At 42.2% G+C, this 16,966-nt stretch carries 15 protein-coding genes; 6 read left to right on the forward strand and 9 right to left on the reverse strand.

What is annotated here, in order from left to right:
• Positions 1 to 322: 322 nt before the first annotated feature.
• From JWR61_RS17905 to JWR61_RS17935, 7 genes are all read right to left on the reverse strand, one after another.
• Positions 323 to 2,212, reverse strand: a complete 1,890-nt coding sequence (locus JWR61_RS17905) for an FAD-dependent oxidoreductase (RefSeq protein WP_301929113.1) — start codon at positions 2,210 to 2,212, stop codon at positions 323 to 325.
• Positions 2,213 to 2,272: 60 nt separating this feature from the next.
• Positions 2,273 to 3,076 carry a hypothetical protein gene (locus JWR61_RS17910; RefSeq protein WP_301929114.1) on the reverse strand — a complete coding sequence of 268 codons (804 nt, stop codon included), beginning with the start codon at positions 3,074 to 3,076 and terminating at the stop codon, positions 2,273 to 2,275.
• A complete protein-coding gene (locus JWR61_RS17915) occupies positions 3,073 to 4,071 on the reverse strand; it encodes a polymorphic toxin type 23 domain-containing protein (protein ID WP_301929115.1) in 999 nt (332 codons plus the stop codon). The genes JWR61_RS17910 and JWR61_RS17915 overlap by 4 nt, the downstream gene beginning before the upstream one ends.
• 129 nt (positions 4,072 to 4,200) lie before the next feature.
• Complete coding sequence (locus JWR61_RS17920) at positions 4,201 to 5,709, reverse strand: serine hydrolase (protein ID WP_301929116.1); 1,509 nt, start codon at positions 5,707 to 5,709, stop codon at positions 4,201 to 4,203.
• Between the two features lie 41 nt (positions 5,710 to 5,750).
• Positions 5,751 to 6,965 carry a PQQ-dependent sugar dehydrogenase gene (locus JWR61_RS17925; protein ID WP_301929117.1) on the reverse strand — a complete coding sequence of 405 codons (1,215 nt, stop codon included), beginning with the start codon at positions 6,963 to 6,965 and terminating at the stop codon, positions 5,751 to 5,753.
• Between the two features lie 56 nt (positions 6,966 to 7,021).
• The gene (locus JWR61_RS17930) at positions 7,022 to 7,225 is read right to left on the reverse strand and encodes a helix-turn-helix transcriptional regulator (protein ID WP_353960494.1); all 204 of its coding nucleotides are present in this window, start codon (positions 7,223 to 7,225) and stop codon (positions 7,022 to 7,024) included.
• Positions 7,212 to 7,688 (reverse strand): hypothetical protein, encoded by a 477-nt coding sequence (locus tag JWR61_RS17935; RefSeq protein ID WP_301929118.1) that lies wholly within the window; start codon positions 7,686 to 7,688, stop codon positions 7,212 to 7,214. Before JWR61_RS17935 ends, JWR61_RS17930 begins: the two co-directional genes overlap by 14 nt.
• Positions 7,689 to 7,899: 211 nt before the next feature.
• Between JWR61_RS17935 and JWR61_RS17940 the strand changes: the two genes are divergently transcribed.
• The 3 genes from JWR61_RS17940 to JWR61_RS17950 all read left to right on the forward strand — a co-directional run bounded on the left by JWR61_RS17940 (position 7,900) and on the right by JWR61_RS17950 (position 10,221).
• Entirely contained in the window at positions 7,900 to 8,298 is a 399-nt protein-coding gene (locus JWR61_RS17940) for a Dabb family protein (RefSeq protein WP_301929119.1), read from the forward strand.
• 78 nt (positions 8,299 to 8,376) lie between these two features.
• Positions 8,377 to 9,426, forward strand: coding sequence for a tRNA (adenosine(37)-N6)-threonylcarbamoyltransferase complex transferase subunit TsaD (gene tsaD, locus JWR61_RS17945; protein WP_301929120.1), 1,050 nt, complete (start codon positions 8,377 to 8,379; stop codon positions 9,424 to 9,426).
• Positions 9,427 to 9,489: 63 nt separating this feature from the next.
• On the forward strand, positions 9,490 to 10,221 hold the full coding sequence (locus JWR61_RS17950; protein ID WP_301929121.1) for a tRNA1(Val) (adenine(37)-N6)-methyltransferase: 732 nt from the start codon (positions 9,490 to 9,492) through the stop codon (positions 10,219 to 10,221).
• An 829-nt stretch (positions 10,222 to 11,050) separates the two neighbouring features.
• On the opposite strand, the gene JWR61_RS17955 is transcribed toward JWR61_RS17950, so the two are convergent.
• Both JWR61_RS17955 and JWR61_RS17960 read right to left on the reverse strand, forming a co-directional pair.
• On the reverse strand, positions 11,051 to 11,854 hold the full coding sequence (locus JWR61_RS17955) for a choice-of-anchor J domain-containing protein (protein ID WP_301929122.1): 804 nt from the start codon (positions 11,852 to 11,854) through the stop codon (positions 11,051 to 11,053).
• Between the two features lie 84 nt (positions 11,855 to 11,938).
• Positions 11,939 to 13,564 (reverse strand): acyl-CoA carboxylase subunit beta, encoded by a 1,626-nt coding sequence (locus tag JWR61_RS17960; RefSeq protein WP_301929123.1) that lies wholly within the window; start codon positions 13,562 to 13,564, stop codon positions 11,939 to 11,941.
• 307 nt (positions 13,565 to 13,871) lie between these two features.
• Between JWR61_RS17960 and JWR61_RS17965 the strand changes: the two genes are divergently transcribed.
• The 3 genes from JWR61_RS17965 (at position 13,872) to JWR61_RS17975 (ending at position 16,912) form a co-directional block, all read left to right on the forward strand.
• Complete coding sequence (locus tag JWR61_RS17965; RefSeq protein WP_301929124.1) at positions 13,872 to 14,909, forward strand: ParA family protein; 1,038 nt, start codon at positions 13,872 to 13,874, stop codon at positions 14,907 to 14,909.
• Positions 14,906 to 15,766 carry an SIR2 family protein gene (locus JWR61_RS17970; RefSeq protein WP_301929125.1) on the forward strand — a complete coding sequence of 287 codons (861 nt, stop codon included), beginning with the start codon at positions 14,906 to 14,908 and terminating at the stop codon, positions 15,764 to 15,766. Before JWR61_RS17965 ends, JWR61_RS17970 begins: the two co-directional genes overlap by 4 nt.
• Before the next feature lie 519 nt (positions 15,767 to 16,285).
• A complete protein-coding gene (locus JWR61_RS17975; protein WP_301929126.1) occupies positions 16,286 to 16,912 on the forward strand; it encodes a bifunctional 2-polyprenyl-6-hydroxyphenol methylase/3-demethylubiquinol 3-O-methyltransferase UbiG in 627 nt (208 codons plus the stop codon).
• Positions 16,913 to 16,966: the final 54 nt, after the last annotated feature.

Below are 16,966 nucleotides of genomic sequence, written 5' to 3' on the forward strand. Positions count from 1 at the left end.
TTTATAGTTATCAATATTTTTCCCGTTGCGAGGAAATAATGGTACAAATTCAGTATTTCATGACAGATAAGAGCTGCTTACAGGCTAATTCTTTTGGGCTTTCATTGCAATCCAGACAGTTTTTTAAGGGCCAGGTCGCCACTGCCGCCGGTTGCGGCTTCGTAACTGCAACAATACTGGTTTCGCATCCTTCAAAATCCCGATAGCTATCGGGAATGCTGTGCATTTTTGAATGAAAATTTAGAGCCCTTCGCAGCGATTTTTTTCTTTCTTTGTTTAGGAAAAGCAGGAATGGCAATAATCGCATTATCGCGAACAAAAATCATCGTAAACGCTTCCCAAACAAATCTACCCTGCAATCAATAAAGCCTTTGGCATAATACATCAGCAGCACAGCCAATTCCCTGCGGGTGATAAATCTTTGTTCATTATAATTGGTAAGATGAAGCTGATCCTTCCAGATAACTTCATTTATTTTTTTATGATTAGCCAAATAAAAGATTGAGCCGGGATATGCCGCATGTTGACCGATCATTTTTTTTGCCTGTTGAATCGTTAGCCAATCGTTGCTTAAACGCTGATTATCTTTTACGCTTTTACCTGAAGCACCATTTAAATTATTTTCAAGTTCGGCATTTGTGATGGTACTGTCCGGGTAAAAAAAAGTTTTATTCTCCCAGTCTATACTTTTCCCCACGCCACGAATTAACCCCAATGCACCAGCCTGTTGTATTGGATTCCAGGAAGCTTCGTTGGGATCAACATCACAAAACGGCAACAGGTAACATTTCATTTTCAGCAGCTCATTCTGCACAGCTCTTACGTCGATTTTTCCAGGTTGGATTTTCTTTGCAATACATTGTGCCGCCAGTACGCCAGCCGCCTGGCCCGTTAATAAAACAACCGGCTGTAAACGCGTAGTGCCGTTGGCAATATTGCTTACCGAAATTCCTTTTTCACATATAACTAATCCTTCTATTTTTGAGGGTATTAAAGCCCCCAGTGGAATAGTAAAGGAAGGCACTTTTGGAAATTGGATAGCTGGTACTTTGCCCGGATATTGCCCGTGGTGATGGTCAACCGGGTAATCTCCTACAGCGATACCCGTCTTATATAAGTCGTACTGGTAAGGCTTCTTAATGTGATTGATGTTCAGTCTTACCAGGCCCTTTACTCTCCTGCCTTCCCTGTTATACAGCATCCATGCCATGCCATTGTTAACTTCATCATCTGCAAGGCCGATATTTTTGAACCCTAACTGGTGTTGCAAAAAATAAATAAATCCAAGTGTCTGATTTGAAGCAGTTAAATAAGCAATTTCCCTTTCAACAGGTTTTCGCTCCACCACATTTAAATACGCATCATTTCCATGAACGGGCCAGTTTAGCATGAATTTGGAATGTAGAGTATCCGTTACCGTTAGTTTCCCATAGTTTAATACCTTACGGGTATCCAGTTGATAGGGTTTATCAGTACAGGGCGCATCACTGGTGCTGCAATAATATTTTGATGCGTCATAACCAGCGGGTTGTTTAATTGTTTTATCTGCGTCTTTACCGTAATCCTTTAAGATAGCCGACCATGTTAAATCCTGGATGATGTCATTTTTTTCAATGGCTTCCTCTTCACCGCTATAAGTGGGATCTTCCATTCCCAAATCATACCCGGCCCCTGCCGATGCAAAAACATCCCCCAGGTCTGTTCCATCTACAACTATGGTTGCATGAACTACCAGCCGCTCCCCTTTTTTATTAATAAATTCGGCGCCCGTTACCTTATTTGCTTTCATCAATGCCTTATCAAAATACCAGTTGTACACAACAGTCAGCTTTTTTTCTGCCGCTGCCCAGGCTTTAAAAATACTATCAGCCACATGCGGCTCAAAACAAGTGTTGCTTACCCAGCCACTGGCCAAGTTTGTTGTTCCGTAATGTTTATACAATGCCTCCCGCAACTGTTGCCACATGCCGCTTTTAAGCCCATCGTTACCATCGGTACAACTGACAGCGGCGGCGGTTAACATACCTCCGAGCATGGTTGTTTGCTCTACAATCAGCGTTGTTGCACCGCTGCGTGCGCTCTGTATGCCTGCCGCCGTTCCGCCGGTGCTTCCGCCAACAACCAGCACCTGTGTATTCATAACAGTTACCTGTGCACACAGCTGAAGTACAAAAAATAAAAATAAAGTGCAAAAAATAAGACTTCGTTTCATCCTGCAAATATAGAATGGAGAAACAGTTGCCACCGAAAATAAAATAAGCTGGTGCCGCTATTAAAAGGGAGGATAACGAGTCCGCTGATATTCGAAACCAATGGCCGAATCGCCGGAATTGTTGATATTTTTATCAAACCGGAAATAGATATCAAAACCGTGTTTCACTTTATTAAAATAGATCCGGTTGCCGTACAATTTGTGCAGCATATAATCCGTGCAGGTATCCTTCTTATTACCCGGCTTTTCAAAAATAATTGTGAAGCTGTTTTGATGAATAAATCCCAGTGGTTCTTCCAGTGCTTTATTTATTAAGATCACGTTCTCCACCATTTCTTTTCGTTGTATGGCAATTTCTCTTACAAATATTTTAGGAGGATATACCCCATTTATAAAAGGCCTGATATCCCAGGTTACCAGTTTTATTTTATCTCCTGAAACAAACGAAATGCTTTCACCATCATCATCAATCTTGCCAAAATGAAACGTGCTGAAATCGTATGCGTTTAATAAAGTATCCGCAAAACGGTTAATGGCATAGTAGCGCTGGTATTTATCCGGTATGGTAGAAATGTAGAGGGCATTTTTATGTTTCCATGAAATCAACAGGTACTCCACTTCAATCCTTATTTTATTGTTTGTATCCGATTTTTCAACATTGGCTTTTAACACATTTTCATTCAGATAGTTTTTATCCTTATACACTTCCCGCAGGTACAAATGATAGGTTGAATCCAGTTCCTGTACCTGCATACCGGCGGTATTTCCTTTACTGAAAATATTGGTACTAAAATATTTCCCCCTGTTGCACGCATAACTGCAAATGATGAGTGTTAACAGGTATATACATGCTTTCTTTTTCATCGCAATCCTATATTGGTATAATTATGAAAATAATTTCCTGACACAGAAAAGTAAGCGGGGTAAGGCACGAGGTGGTAAGAATTAAAAATGGAAAAGTGAATCAGGTGCTGTATATCCCAATCTGTGTAATTGTACCGGTTGATGCTTACGCCAAATCCTTTTCCGGGGTTGGCAATGTGCAACGACCAGAGACTCTTATTGTAATATTTTTCTTCGGGGTTATTGTAACTCACAAAAGCCAGGTCCATTTTATTGGATACCTCAAAAGCGTTTTTTGTATACCCTGTAAATTTTTGAAAAGACAATTCCACCAGGTTAACATCCTGTTTCGTGTCGCCCTGGTAACTGATTACCGAACCACCGGTATAAAACCTGTCCCTGCTGTCGCCCAGGTAAGCTTCATCGAAAGGTGTGCCACCATCGTTGTAATAAGATACCTGCATCCTGTTTACATGTAAGTTCATAAAGCCTACCCGTTGGCTCATTCTCAATTTATCAGTAGATAAAATAAAATTGGTACCTAACGAAAACGAGTAATTGTAAGGATTCTGAAGCGCCGGAACAGTTGAATTGGAGAAGTAATACAGCGGGATATTTCTTTTGATCACGTGGGGCAAACTATCCTTATTAAAATAATTATTTAAACCGGTGGTAAGCGTAAAAGCATTGATAAAATCAATCGTAAAAGTTGGTTTTTTATTACCGGCTCTTCGCCTGCTGCCAAAGCCGCCATTGTACAGTTGTACTTCTTCATTAAAAGAAAAATACAATGACCTCGCCAGCAAGTTGGAGCCAAACCCAAAATCAGCACACAACCGGAACACCGTTGGCTGCGTTTTGCTGAAGCTCAACTCCACCAAACCTTTAAGCGACAGTCCATATTGAAAGCTTAGTTCATTGTTGGAATAAATACGCCGGGATTGGGCCACTGCTGACTGGCAAAAACAGGCACACAAGGCGCAGAGTAAAGAAATATAGGAGCATTTCTTTTTCATCCGGACTGGTTAAGGTTTTAATAGAAGGTAATAGCAACTGATAATTTTATCTGGCATGCTTTGCGAAACAAAATACAGTTCGTCAAACATATTTCAAATACCTGCTATTACTTTTTTATTCATACGCCTCTATCCTTTCCTGGTAACAGCAAGCATTACTTCCCGTAAAAATTTATTTTCATCCAGCGTATGTAAACCCAATCTTACCACCACAAGGTGCTTTGATGGAATGATATAAATATCCTGGCCACCGTAGCCGTCCGCAAAATACATATCCGCAGGTACATCGGGATACCATCTTCGCGACGGCATTTTTGCTTCATAGCCATTTAACCAAAACTGGTACCCGTAGTGTTTTCGTGCATCCGCAATTGAAGGTTGTACTGTTTCTCTTACCCAGTTTACCGGCAGAATCTGTTCACCATTCCAAACGCCGTTATTGTAATACAATAAACCAAAACGGGCAAAATCCCTTGCCGTCGCGTAGCTGTACGAAGAGCCGATATAAGTACCCGAAGCATCCGGCTCCAGCAACATGCTGTACATATTTATTTTATGAAACAAAGCCTGGCAGGGAAAAGATGGATATAATTTTTCGCCCACCGTATGACGTATAATCCGGCTGAGGATATTGGTATTGCCGCTGGAATAATTAAACGCTGTTCCCGGCGAATCTTTCAACGGCAATGCCGCCGTGAACGCAGCCATATCGCCCTTATTAAATAACATGTTGGTTACTTCACTTGGGTTGGCGTAGTCTTCCTTAAACCTCAAGCCGGTAGTTTGTTGCAGCAATTGCCTGATGGTGATTTGTTCTTTGGAAGTGTGCTTCCATTCGGGCACCGGTGCCGTATCTTCAACAGCTAATCTTCCCTCCCTGACTAAAACACCAATCATAGCACCAGTAAGACTTTTAGAAACAGACCAGCCCAGCTGCACGGTATTTTTATCAAAGCCCGGTGCATATTGTTCGCCCACAATGGCCCCTTTATACAGCACCACAATACTCCTTGTTTCAGATGCCTTTTTTTTGTAGGTGGAATGCATGGCATTGTCGATCGCCTGTTGCAGGAGGACTTTATTGACATCTGCAGAAATAGTATCGGGTATGCGATCTCCCTGCGGCCATGGCAGGCTGTCCTGGTTTACTGCAACGGTTGGTGGCAATAAAAAAGGTTGTGACCGAACCTGCTCTTCTGTAAAATCATTGATGAGGGTGCAGCCAATGCCCTTTCTGAAAATGGCTTTGCGCTTTGCAAACCCCCATACCGAGCCGGTAACAGATGAATCTGTTTTGTTGACGCTAAAGGAGCCGAGTGACAAAGGAAATTCAGCAAGATCATCTTTGATCACTTCTCCGGCATCGCGGTGTTGCAGGTAAACAGCAGAGCAAAGATTTTTAGCGCCATACCCGCTGATAGCAGGAAACGCAAGCCAGGCATACCAAGTAACCGCAGCTAAAATCAATAGCAGCAAAACAGCCACCGCACGTTTGATAAATTTACCCGGCCGCATAAATGCATTTAATGGTATGATGAATGCAAGAAACCTGATACTGGATACCGGATACTGGATGTTGGGTACCGCACGTTCAGAAAAAAAATGATGGATGATGATAGCATGATCCTCACTATTCACTATTCACTATTCACTATTTACCATTCACTACTCACCACTCACTATTTCTTACTAATCCTGAACAACAAGCCACCATCCGTTACTGCATACAGCTTGCCGTCCATTTGTGCTACGTCACGAAAGCGTTCCTTTTTATCCAGCAACAACATTTCTTCACCCACTACTTTATTGTTTTCAATTACCAGCCGGTCGATGTGCATACTGCTGAGGCAGGCGATGAACAGATTGTTCTTCCATTCAGGAATGGCATCGCCTGTATAAAAAACAATACCACTTGGTGAGGCAACCGGATCCCAATAATATACTGGCTGCTCCATGCCTTCTTTTTGCTGAATACCATCACCAATTTTTGGTCCATCGTATTCTATCCCATAGGTAATTACAGGCCATCCATAATTTTTTCCTGGTTTAATCAAATTCACTTCATCGCCACCACGCGGACCAAACTCTACTTCCCACAAATCACCTGTTACCGGGTTAATGTCCAGCCCCTGCGGATTGCGGTGACCATACGAATAAATTTCCGGCTTTACATTTGGTTGATTTAAAAACGGATTGCCGGGTGCAGGTTTGCCCTCTTTGGTGATTTTAAATATTTTACCTAAACCAGAGCTCAGTAATTGAGCCTGTGCCCTGCCCGGCAAAATAGATCTTTCACCAGCGCTAACAAATAAATTACCAGCCTTATCAAATACCAGCCTGGAGCCAAAATGATATTCACTTTTCAGCGCCGGTGTTGCCTGGAAAATAACGGTTGGATTGTGTACAGACGAATCGGCTTCACTCAGTTCGCCTTTCGCTACTGCTGTTAAATTAGCCGTATCAACCTTTTCAGAAAAAGACCAGTAAATTATTTTGTTTTTTGCAAAATCCGGATCCAGCGCCACATCCAGCAGGCCGCCCTGCCCGCCGTCGTCTACGGGAGGCAGCCCGGTAATCTTTTTTTGCAATGCACCATCGGCAGAACGGATCGTTATAAAACCAGATTTTTCGGTGATCATCAACCTGCCATCCGGCAAAGGTATAATCGCCCAGGGCCGGCCTAAATTTTCTGCAATTTTTTCTACTGTATAAGGCGTTGTGGTGGTAACGGCTTTGATTCTTGTCTGACCGGCGAAAGCTGGCTTGTAATCCGTGTTGGCCTTTGTATTGTCTGCTCCGGTTGCTGCCTGCTTATCCGGCGTTTTAGTATTACAGCTAAAAACAGCTGCCACTCCTGCTATCATTAAAATTTTCAGTAGCGATGTGCATTGCATAATTTAAAATTTAGTTGTTGTAAAAATAAACAAGTTAATGCTTTGTTTTTGCACACTCAATCACTCTTTTCAAGTAAGAATATTGCTTCAACCGGTTTATTAAACACTTTAGCAATTTTTAAAGCTAAAACAGTAGATGGTACATATTTGTTCGCCTCCATTGCATTAATAGTCTGCCTGCTGACTGATACTTTATTTGCCAATTCTTCCTGCGTCAGATTTTTAATGGCCCGTTCCACTCTTATATTATTTTTCATCAGTTGCGGCTTGCGAATTTTTATACATAAGATAGTTAAACCGAACAATAAAAATGATTAACACAGTAAACATATTATACACCATTACGTCTAAAAACGGCGTTCCATACACAAGTAAAAAGGAAATTAACAACAAAAGGTAACTCACACAAACAGCCCATAGTAAAGATGACAACCGTAGCTCCGCAATAAACTCATCTTCATTTTTCTCTTTTGAAAAGCTTACCAGCATAGCGCCGATAATAAAAATTGAACCAATAACTGTATTGGTAATATTGGTGTACCTGAAACTAAAATACAGATAATGCGATTCAGTGCCTTCATTGGCTATTGAAAACACGTTACACCAAAGCCATGCAGCTGCAAATTCATGATAGGCTAATACGAGGCCCAAAATAGTAGCTGGAATCAATATCACCCAGCCGATTTTTTTATACCGGTTCGACAATAATAATTTGGTTGACATAACTTCAAAATTTCTACTAATGTAATACATCTTTTACTTAATGTCAAGTATTTTTTACATTTTGTATAAAATACCCGACATACGGGGATACTTTAGATAATATTACAGGACTTTAAAAGCTACCATTTTCAGCAGTCAATGGCAATTACCCGGAAACCACATTTAATTTTATCTTTGCCTCCCGTCAAAAAACAAAAACACCTTAACCAAAATGATCAGAAGAAAATTTTTAACCTCCGCAGCAGGATTAACGGCCGGTACAGCCGTAGCTGCCATGCCAATGAGTATAGCAGCCGATAAAAAGCAATTGGTGCATCATGTATTTTTCTGGCTAAAAAACCCGGATTCCGTTGAAGACCGGGATAAACTGGTGGAAGGTGTAAAAACACTTTCCAAAATTGAAACCATCCGCAAAATGCATGTAGGCGTGCTGGCCAGTACCGAAAAAAGAGACGTGGTTGATACCAGCTGGCAGGTATCGGAACTGATGTTTTTTGATGATACCGTGGGTCAAAAAACTTACCAGGATCATCCCATACACCAGGCTTTTATAAAAAATTACGGTCACCTGTGGGCTAAAGTGGTAGTGTACGATGTAGCGGAAGTGTAAGGTTAATTTATATGCTTTCATTTCCAGTTCACGGCCTCCATTGCAGCAATTAAAAGCTTGTTTATCTTTGCCCTCATTATGCCTGTTACTATTTTAGCAATTGAATCTTCCTGCGATGAAACCGCGGCTTCGGTATGTGTGGATGGCCGCATCTTATCCAACTACATCGCCACTCAAAAAGTACATGAAAAATATGGCGGTGTAGTGCCTGAACTGGCCAGCAGGGCGCATTTACAAAATATTGTGCCGGTGGTTGACCTCGCTTTAAAAGAAAGTGGTTGTTCCATGCAATCCCTGGACGCCATTGCGTTTACGCAGGCTCCCGGGCTGATCGGTTCTTTACTTGTAGGTGCACAATTCGCCAAATCGATGGCGCTGGCGCTGGATAAACCGCTGATTGCCGTACATCATATGCAGGCGCATGTGCTGGCCAATTTAATACCTGACGATAAACCGGATTTTCCTTTTTTATGTCTTACCGTAAGTGGCGGCCATACACAAATTGTGCTGTGCACTTCGCCCACGACAATGAAAGTAATTGGCGAAACCATTGATGATGCAGCCGGTGAAGCATTTGATAAAACCGCTAAATTATTAGGACTACCCTATCCCGGCGGACCGTTGATTGACAAGTACGCAGCCAATGGAAATCCCAACCGTTTTGCATTTCCCGAACCACAAATTGCCGGGTTGAATTTCAGTTTCAGTGGGTTAAAAACATCCATTTTATATTTTTTACAAAACGCCGGCAGCAGCAATGTTTTTAAAGAAGCATTCACTGCTACCGCGGAAGAAAAGCAATGTTTTATCGATGAGAACCTGGCAGATATTTGCGCTTCGGTTCAGCACCGCATCATCAGTATTTTGATCAATAAGGTAAAGAAGGCCGCAAAGGAAACCGGCATCAAAGATATTTGTATTGCCGGGGGCGTTAGTGCCAACAGTGGCTTGCGCAAAGCGCTGAAAGAAACGGGTGATAAAATGGGTTGGCGAACATTTATCCCCGCTTTTGAATATTGCACGGACAATGCGGCCATGATCGCCATTACTGCCTATTACAAGTTTTTGCAAAACGATTTTGTTTCATTGAACATCAGTCCTTCACCAAGGGCTGCATTTGATATGTAACAAAACTTCTTTTTATTTTACTGTCACGCACCACCGTCAAATTTGTATCAACCCTTCTAACCTGTGGCTAATAACTTTTTTCAGTTTAAACAATTCATCGTTTACCAGCAGCATTGTGCCATGAAGGTGAGTACCGACTCCTGTATTTTTGGCGCTACTGCCGCTGCATTTTTTGCAGATGATCCTAAATTGATTAATACAGACAAACGCTATCTTGATATTGGAACGGGCACCGGATTACTCAGCCTGATGCTGGCGCAGCAAACAACGGCCGCCATTGACGCAGTAGAAATTGACAACGCAGCTTTTGAGCAAGCCACACAAAATTTTTCCGCTTCGTCTTTTAGCAACCAATTGGCGGCCCTCCACACTGATGTGCTGCAATTTGAACCTGGTAAAAAATACAACGGCATCCTCTGCAATCCGCCTTTTTTTGAGGGTGATTTGCAATCGGGCAATGCGATGAAGAATGCGGCCAAACACAGTACCACTTTCACGCTGCAGCAATTACTAACTACAGCAGACAGGCTGTTAACTTCCGATGGCATACTGGCGGTACTATTGCCCTATCACCGGGTAGATGCATTTATACAATCGGCCAATGACCTGCAATTTTATTTACAGCAACAGATACTGTTGCGCCATACACCTGCACACCCTTATTTCAGGGGTATTTTATTTTTATCCCGGCAACAATCTACTGCGCACACAAAAGAATTGGTTATAAAGAATGAAGGGAATGCGTATACGGATGCATTTATTGATTTATTACAGGACTACTATTTGCAGCTTTGATTGGGGTGTAAAACTATCCCGAAGGCGGCTTTCAGCCTCGTCTGCGGTTAGTTGAAGTTTTTCCAAAATAATACAGCAGTCTTTTTCAACCGCCGTCAGGGTTTGTAACCGCTGACGGGGATAATTTATGTTGCGCTATCCACTGCAATCCGCACAGTTTTCTATGTGCAGATTCGCCTCTGCCGCCGGCGGGGCTGCGTAACTGCAACGATGCTGCTTTCGCTTCTTTCAAAATCCCGATAGCTATCGGGAATGCTGCGCATTTTTTGAATGCCGGCAAGCCGTCACCGAAGCGAAAGAGGCATCTTATGCAGTTACGTGTTCAACCCGAAGGATGGATCGAAGTCCTCTTAGTTTTTCGTACTTTTTTTAGGCACTCGAACTCCATGCGCTCGCTCTGCGCATCCTATACTCTTCAAACGGCCCCGAATAAAAAGTGCCAGAAATTTTCAACATAAGCCGTTAAGAAATCAACGTTGTTTGAGCGAGTACAGTCTGCGAAGTAATAGAACTCTTCCGGCGTCCCGAAAGCTTTCGGGATCGTTGATTTTAGGGCTATGCTGAAAATTTCAGCCTTTTTATTCGCAGCCTTGATTTTTTTTGTTTCTTTTTTTTATCAAGAAAGAAAAGAAAACAGAGTGACTAAACAAATAGTTACCACTTACGAATCGAATGCCGAATTGCACAAAAAATCATACTGCTGACAAGTGAAGGAACTTTTAAAAGCCGATAACAGTAACAAATCGAACAAGCGCTGCCAAAAGATTAAAAAGCACAAGAGGGCGCTGCAACAATGCCCCACATAGCTCCTTAGCCCGGACCAATACTATTATTTACTGATACTGATATAACGCACTTCATCAATCCCGATACCTGTACCCCTTCCACCGTTGCCGGCCTGGGTTAAAAAATAGCGAAAGGCAAACCGGCCATTTATTGGTTGGGTAAGGCCCGTGATTTTAGTTTCAAATTTTGTCCAATCGGTTGGAAAGGCTTGTGCGATTGTTTCCGCCGTACTTTGCGGACCACCATCAATTGGATAGGTGCCGGGCGAATTGTGCCACTCGTATTGGTTGGGGTTGATATCTATGACCGGGTCGGTTACCTGGGTGAAGCTGCCGGTGCTTTCTCCATTGCCCACCAGTTCGGCACTGTCGTTTTGCGTGTTGACCCACACCTGCAGCCGGTTGGCGAAATCCGAACTGTCCAGCGGATTGTCATCTACATAACCTGGCACTTTGTGCGACCGGGTATAAAAAATAATCTGGTCGCCATTTTGCATCAGCACCGGGGGCGATACCAGCCACTGGCTGATGATACCCTTTTGCGCACTGGTAGATAAAAAATCAACGCCGATAAAACCCGCATTGCTGCCTTTGTTGCTGTAGGCAGAAAACAACGCAGGAATGGTGCCGCCATCCCGCCAAACCGATGGACCCAGCGGAACGCTTTTATTGATGATATGCCAGCCTCTTGCAATGGCCGCATCTACTGTATCAAAAGATTCTGTAAAAGAAGAATGATCCACTATGGGTGGCGGCGTTGCCAGGTAATGGTCGTCTTTACAGGAAGACAATGCCAACGCTCCGGCTATGTTTACAAGAAGTATTTTATGCAACAGGAATGATCTCATAATTGTTTGGTCTGATTAAAGCAGCCATTTACAACGGCACGAAAATAACAATTTTTGCGCAAGCGGTATATAAAAAATAGCGCCTTACACCTGGAAGACACCTGTTTTAAATTCAGCGATATGGTTGTTTTGATTGGCGGCGGCAATGCCTTCCGCAATCACCAGCCGGGTATCGGCCGGGTCAATGATGGCGTCAACCCATAGCCTTGCCGCGGCATAGTAAGGCGTTGTTTGTTGCTGGTAGCGCTGCATAATTTCATCCAGCAAATCCGCTTCGTCTTTTGGTAAAATGGTTTTGCCCTTGGCTTTCAGCGATGCAACCTGGATCTGCAGCAGGGTTTTCCCCGCCTGCTCACCGCCCATCACGGCGATTTTGGCGCTGGGCCAGGCATAAATAAAACGGGGATCGTAGGCCTTGCCACACATGGCATAATTTCCCGCGCCATAACTGTTGCCGATGATGATGGTAATTTTTGGCACCACCGAATTAGCTACCGCATTCACCATTTTAGCACCGTCTTTTATAATACCCGATTGCTCGCTGCGACTGCCAACCATAAAGCCCGTTACATCCTGCAAAAATACGAGCGGTATTTTTTTCTGGTTGCAGTTCATGATAAAGCGGGCGGCCTTATCGGCGCTGTCGTTGTAAATAACACCGCCCAGTTGCATTTCCCCTTTTTTATTTTTTACAATCAGCCGCTGGTTGGCCACAATGCCCACAGCCCAGCCTTCAATGCGGGCATAGCCACACACAATCGTTTTGCCATAGTCTTCTTTAAACTGGTCGAAACTACCTGCATCGGTGAGGCTGTTGATGAGCTGCACCATATCATAGGGCTTGGTATTGCCTTCGCTCAGCACACCGTAAACGTTGGACGCCTGTGCCGGTGCATGCGGTGCAATCCTGTCGAATCCTGCATCGGAGGGCCTTGCCAGCTTACTCATTATTTTTTTGATGTGATCCAGGCATTCGTGTTCTGTTTCAAATTTATAATCGGCTATGCCGCTGATTTCGGTATGCGTTACGGCGCCGCCCAGTGTTTCAGCATCCACCGTTTCACCAATGGCCGCTTTTACCAGGTACGGACCGGCCAGGTAAATAGAACCGTTGCCTTCCACCATCAGTGTTTCATCGCTCATGATGGGCAGGTAGGCGCCACCAGCAACGCATGCACCCAGCACGGCTGCAATCTGCGTAATGCCCATGGCACTCATCCGGGCATTGTTGCGGAACACGCGGCCGAAATGTTCCTTGTCAGGAAAAATATCGTCCTGCAGCGGAAGGTACACGCCGGCACTATCCACCAGGTAAATAATGGGCAGCCTGTTTTCCATGGCCATCTCCTGCATGCGCAGATTTTTTTTACCCGTGATGGGAAACCAGGCGCCTGCTTTAACCGTCTGATCATTTGCAACGATAACGCATTGCCGTCCGCTGACATAACCCAGCCCGCTGACTGTTCCACCGGCCGGACAACCACCATGTTCGGCATACATTTCGTAGCCGGCAAAAGCGCCCATTTCAATAAAGGGTTTGTCTGCATCGCAGAGGTATTTAATGCGTTCCCTGGCGGTTAATTTATTTCTTTCGTGCTGTTTTTTAATGGCGGCTTTTCCGCCCCCATCATAAATCGTTTCCAGCTTTTGGCGTACCTGGCTATACGCCAGTTTCATGGCATCTTCGTTAATGTTAAATGCTAAATCCATAATCAAATTATTTAGCCCGGCGGCAATGAAACACTAAGTTATTGAAATGTTTGCTTGTTTGGCAATGGTGTTGTCCGGGCTAAAACAGCTTTGGGCGACATCGTTGTGTCACTCACTTTTACGGCATACCGTTGGGGGGCTTTTATTGATGGGGAGGTAAATTAATTGATTGGTTGGGATTAGTAGTAAGGTAATAACCGCATAGGTCGTATAATATTTATGCTATATTTTGTGAACTCTACTTTTTAAAATAGTAACGTTATAATATTATATATTTACTTACTGGCCAAAACGATAAATAGCAAATATGATTACAATTGCAATGTTTAATAATAAGGGAGGTGTTGGAAAAACAACACTAACGAATAATATTGCCGCTTTTATAGCTGATACAATGCAAAAGAGAGTATTAGTGATTGATTGCGACCCCCAATGTAATACAACCCAACTTTTGATGGGCCAAGAATTTGCTACAGAACTTTATTGGGAGCAGAACCCTCCTTCACAAATTACAACCATTAGCGATATTCTACAGCCCATAGAAGATGGCGATTCAAGAATTAGCGACTCTTTTGTTCCTATAAAGAGCTCCGAGACAAGATTCAATGTTGATCTAATTCCTGGAAATCCGAAATTTTCAATTATAGAGGATAGATTAGGGTCTGCTTGGCATGAATTACTTGGAGGAGATATTGGAGGAATAAGGAAAACGAATTGGAACTCCTTCTTGGTAAACAAAATAAAAAATAATTATGATTTCGTTTTTTATGATTTAGGCCCTAGTTTAGGCTCAATCAATCGGAGTGTTCTTATAGGATGTGATTATTTTATTACTCCAATGGGAACAGACATTTTCAGCATTTTAGGAATTAGAAATATTAGCGAGTGGCTTTCTGGTTGGATTAACCTTTATGAAAAGTCACTTGAATTATCGGAGGAACGCTTTGCAGGAAGACTGCAATCGTTCAATATAAGTACGCAAATAAAAATTAAGAATGGATACCTAGGATATACTGTACAACAGTATATAACTAAAAGTAAACAAGGTGTACGACGACCTACTAAAGCGTATGAAGAAATTATAAATAACGTACCACAAGTAGTTGAACAAAGCTTACGAAACTATATCAATCCCAATTTGAATTCTTCTCATTTAAAATTAGGAGATGTACCACATCTTTATAGTTTAATTCCATTGGCTCAATCTAACTCCTGTCCAATTTCCAAATTAAAGGGAGTAGATGGCTTAGTAGGAACACAGTTTAGGCAACAGGAAGATTTCATTAATATCTTGTCACGTATTGTAAGGAATGTATTTGAAAATCTTCAAAAGCAAACTTTATGAACTGGCCAAAAGCTTTAATTACAGAACTAGCATCACGACGGTGTATAGTTTTTCTCGGTTCTGGAGCTTCGGCGGGATGTGTTTCGCAAGATAATATGAAATCGCCTCCTATTTGGTCTGCCTTTTTACAAAGCTTGATAAATTTAATGGCAGATAAAACCGACCTACCTACAATCCTAGATTATAAACAAAAAGAAAAATATCTAGACGCCGCGGAAATTATTAAAAAAAATATTTCTCCAGCAGATTTCTCAGCCTTTATCAGAGAGGAATTAGTCACACCTAGGTACAAGCCTTCAAAAATCCATGAGTCAATTTTAGATATAGATCCGAAGATAATTATCACAACTAATTATGACGATATTTATGATTCTTTCTGCAGAACAGGAGCTGCACACGAAGGCTACAACGTTTCAAAGTATTACGACAGTCATATTATTTCGGATCTAAGATCACCTGTACGTTTAATTATCAAGGCGCATGGTTGTATTTCCGACGCCTCACAAATAGTATTAACCAAGTCAGAATATTTTCGCGTTAGACAGAAGTATGCAAGTTTTTATAAGGTTTTAGACTCCTTATTTTTAACGCACACAATATTATTTTTGGGATATAGTTTGACAGACCCCGATATCCAACTTGTCCTTGAGAATGTAAATATTGCTGCTCCTTCAGCCCACCCTCACTACTTTGTAACTGGTAACAATATTAATCCCGCAATAAAACTTGCCAATAAAAGTGCATACAATATTGAATTTATTGAATACTTAGCTGGGAATTTTGAAGAGCTAAATGAAGGATTAATCGAACTATCCGAAAATGTAAAAGAACACAGATTATCGAATCCTTCCGTCTAAATACTTAGCCAGCAAAATGCCTATCTTTTCAGCAACGTTTCCTACCGAGCTTATGTGTTAGTACAAGACTGTTGAATTGTTCGACCAATATGTTTCGGTAATTGAATCATTCTTTTCTGTATCGGGACTTATCCTTTGTATATTGGAATGTAGTACCGGCCAACTAAATATTTGCGTGAAACTATCGGATAAAAAAGGACAGCGTTGGACAGTAACAGAGAATAATCTGATATTGGCCGAATTCAAGACATTGATTTACAAAAGAAACTTAAGCAACCCAATTGGCCTTTTACAGTCTTGAAACACCTACGTTGAATACGCTACCTCACTAAGCTTTTACCCAGGCACCACTGTAATTTAAAAAGTCGTGTTTGTTGAACTTTATTTAAACACAGTCGCCACAGCAGCACCTCAATAGAAGTCCTCATTCTGATTCGAACAAACATTTTGAATGCGTTGAATAATTCCATTATTTTGAATGGCAAAAACGCATCATCAAATTTCTAAAATAGTATCCACATGGAAGTACAACAAGCATATAACAGTTGGGCAGATCAATACGATACCAATCACAACAAAACAAGAGACCTTGAAGCCATTTCCCTGCGCACTGTTTTAGCTGATATGGAAGTGGACAACTGCCTGGAAATAGGATGTGGAACAGGAAAGAATACCTCCTTTCTTTTAACGAAAGCAAAACAGGTTACAGCAGTCGACTTTTCGGAGGAAATGCTGGCAAAGGCAAGGCAAAAAATAAATGCGGACAATGTTCAATTTATCCAGGCAGACATTACCAATGACTGGACCTTCATCACCAAACAATACGACCTGGTAACCTTTAGCTTAGTGCTGGAGCACATTGAAAACCTGGAGGACATTTTTAAAAAAGTATCGGCTGTACTACAACCAAATGGCGTAGTGTATGTAGGCGAGCTTCATCCGTTTAAACAATATACCGGAACCAAGGCAAGGTTCGACACAGCTGCCGGTCAGCAAATCCTCACCTGTTTTAACCACCACCTTTCAGACTTCACAACAGCCGCAAAACAACACGGGTTAGAAATAATGGATATCGCCGAATATTTTGACGACAATGACAAAACAACCATTCCAAGAATTCTCACATTGCTGTTTAGAAAAAAATAAAGCCGGCACCGGATGTAATAAAACTTCCGCCACACCGGCTTTGTACTGGCTTTC

The sequence above is a fragment of the Ferruginibacter sp. genome (assembly GCF_028288465.1).
Lineage (GTDB): Bacteria > Bacteroidota > Bacteroidia > Chitinophagales > Chitinophagaceae > Ferruginibacter.

What these genes read in the sequence shown, in the direction of transcription:
- JWR61_RS17905 (WP_301929113.1), bottom strand. Translation starts at nt 2,212, where the DNA reads ATGAAACGAAGTCTTATTTTTTGCACTTTATTTTTATTTTTTGTACTT.
- JWR61_RS17910 (WP_301929114.1), bottom strand. Translation starts at nt 3,076, where the DNA reads ATGAAAAAGAAAGCATGTATATACCTGTTAACACTCATCATTTGCAGT.
- JWR61_RS17915 (WP_301929115.1), bottom strand. Translation starts at nt 4,071, where the DNA reads ATGAAAAAGAAATGCTCCTATATTTCTTTACTCTGCGCCTTGTGTGCC.
- JWR61_RS17925 (WP_301929117.1), bottom strand. Translation starts at nt 6,965, where the DNA reads ATGCAATGCACATCGCTACTGAAAATTTTAATGATAGCAGGAGTGGCA.
- JWR61_RS17935 (WP_301929118.1), bottom strand. Translation starts at nt 7,688, where the DNA reads ATGTCAACCAAATTATTATTGTCGAACCGGTATAAAAAAATCGGCTGG.
- JWR61_RS17940 (WP_301929119.1), top strand. Translation starts at nt 7,900, where the DNA reads ATGATCAGAAGAAAATTTTTAACCTCCGCAGCAGGATTAACGGCCGGT.
- tsaD (WP_301929120.1), top strand. Translation starts at nt 8,377, where the DNA reads ATGCCTGTTACTATTTTAGCAATTGAATCTTCCTGCGATGAAACCGCG.
- JWR61_RS17955 (WP_301929122.1), bottom strand. Translation starts at nt 11,854, where the DNA reads ATGAGATCATTCCTGTTGCATAAAATACTTCTTGTAAACATAGCCGGA.
- JWR61_RS17960 (WP_301929123.1), bottom strand. Translation starts at nt 13,564, where the DNA reads ATGGATTTAGCATTTAACATTAACGAAGATGCCATGAAACTGGCGTAT.
- JWR61_RS17965 (WP_301929124.1), top strand. Translation starts at nt 13,872, where the DNA reads ATGATTACAATTGCAATGTTTAATAATAAGGGAGGTGTTGGAAAAACA.
- JWR61_RS17970 (WP_301929125.1), top strand. Translation starts at nt 14,906, where the DNA reads ATGAACTGGCCAAAAGCTTTAATTACAGAACTAGCATCACGACGGTGT.
- JWR61_RS17975 (WP_301929126.1), top strand. Translation starts at nt 16,286, where the DNA reads ATGGAAGTACAACAAGCATATAACAGTTGGGCAGATCAATACGATACC.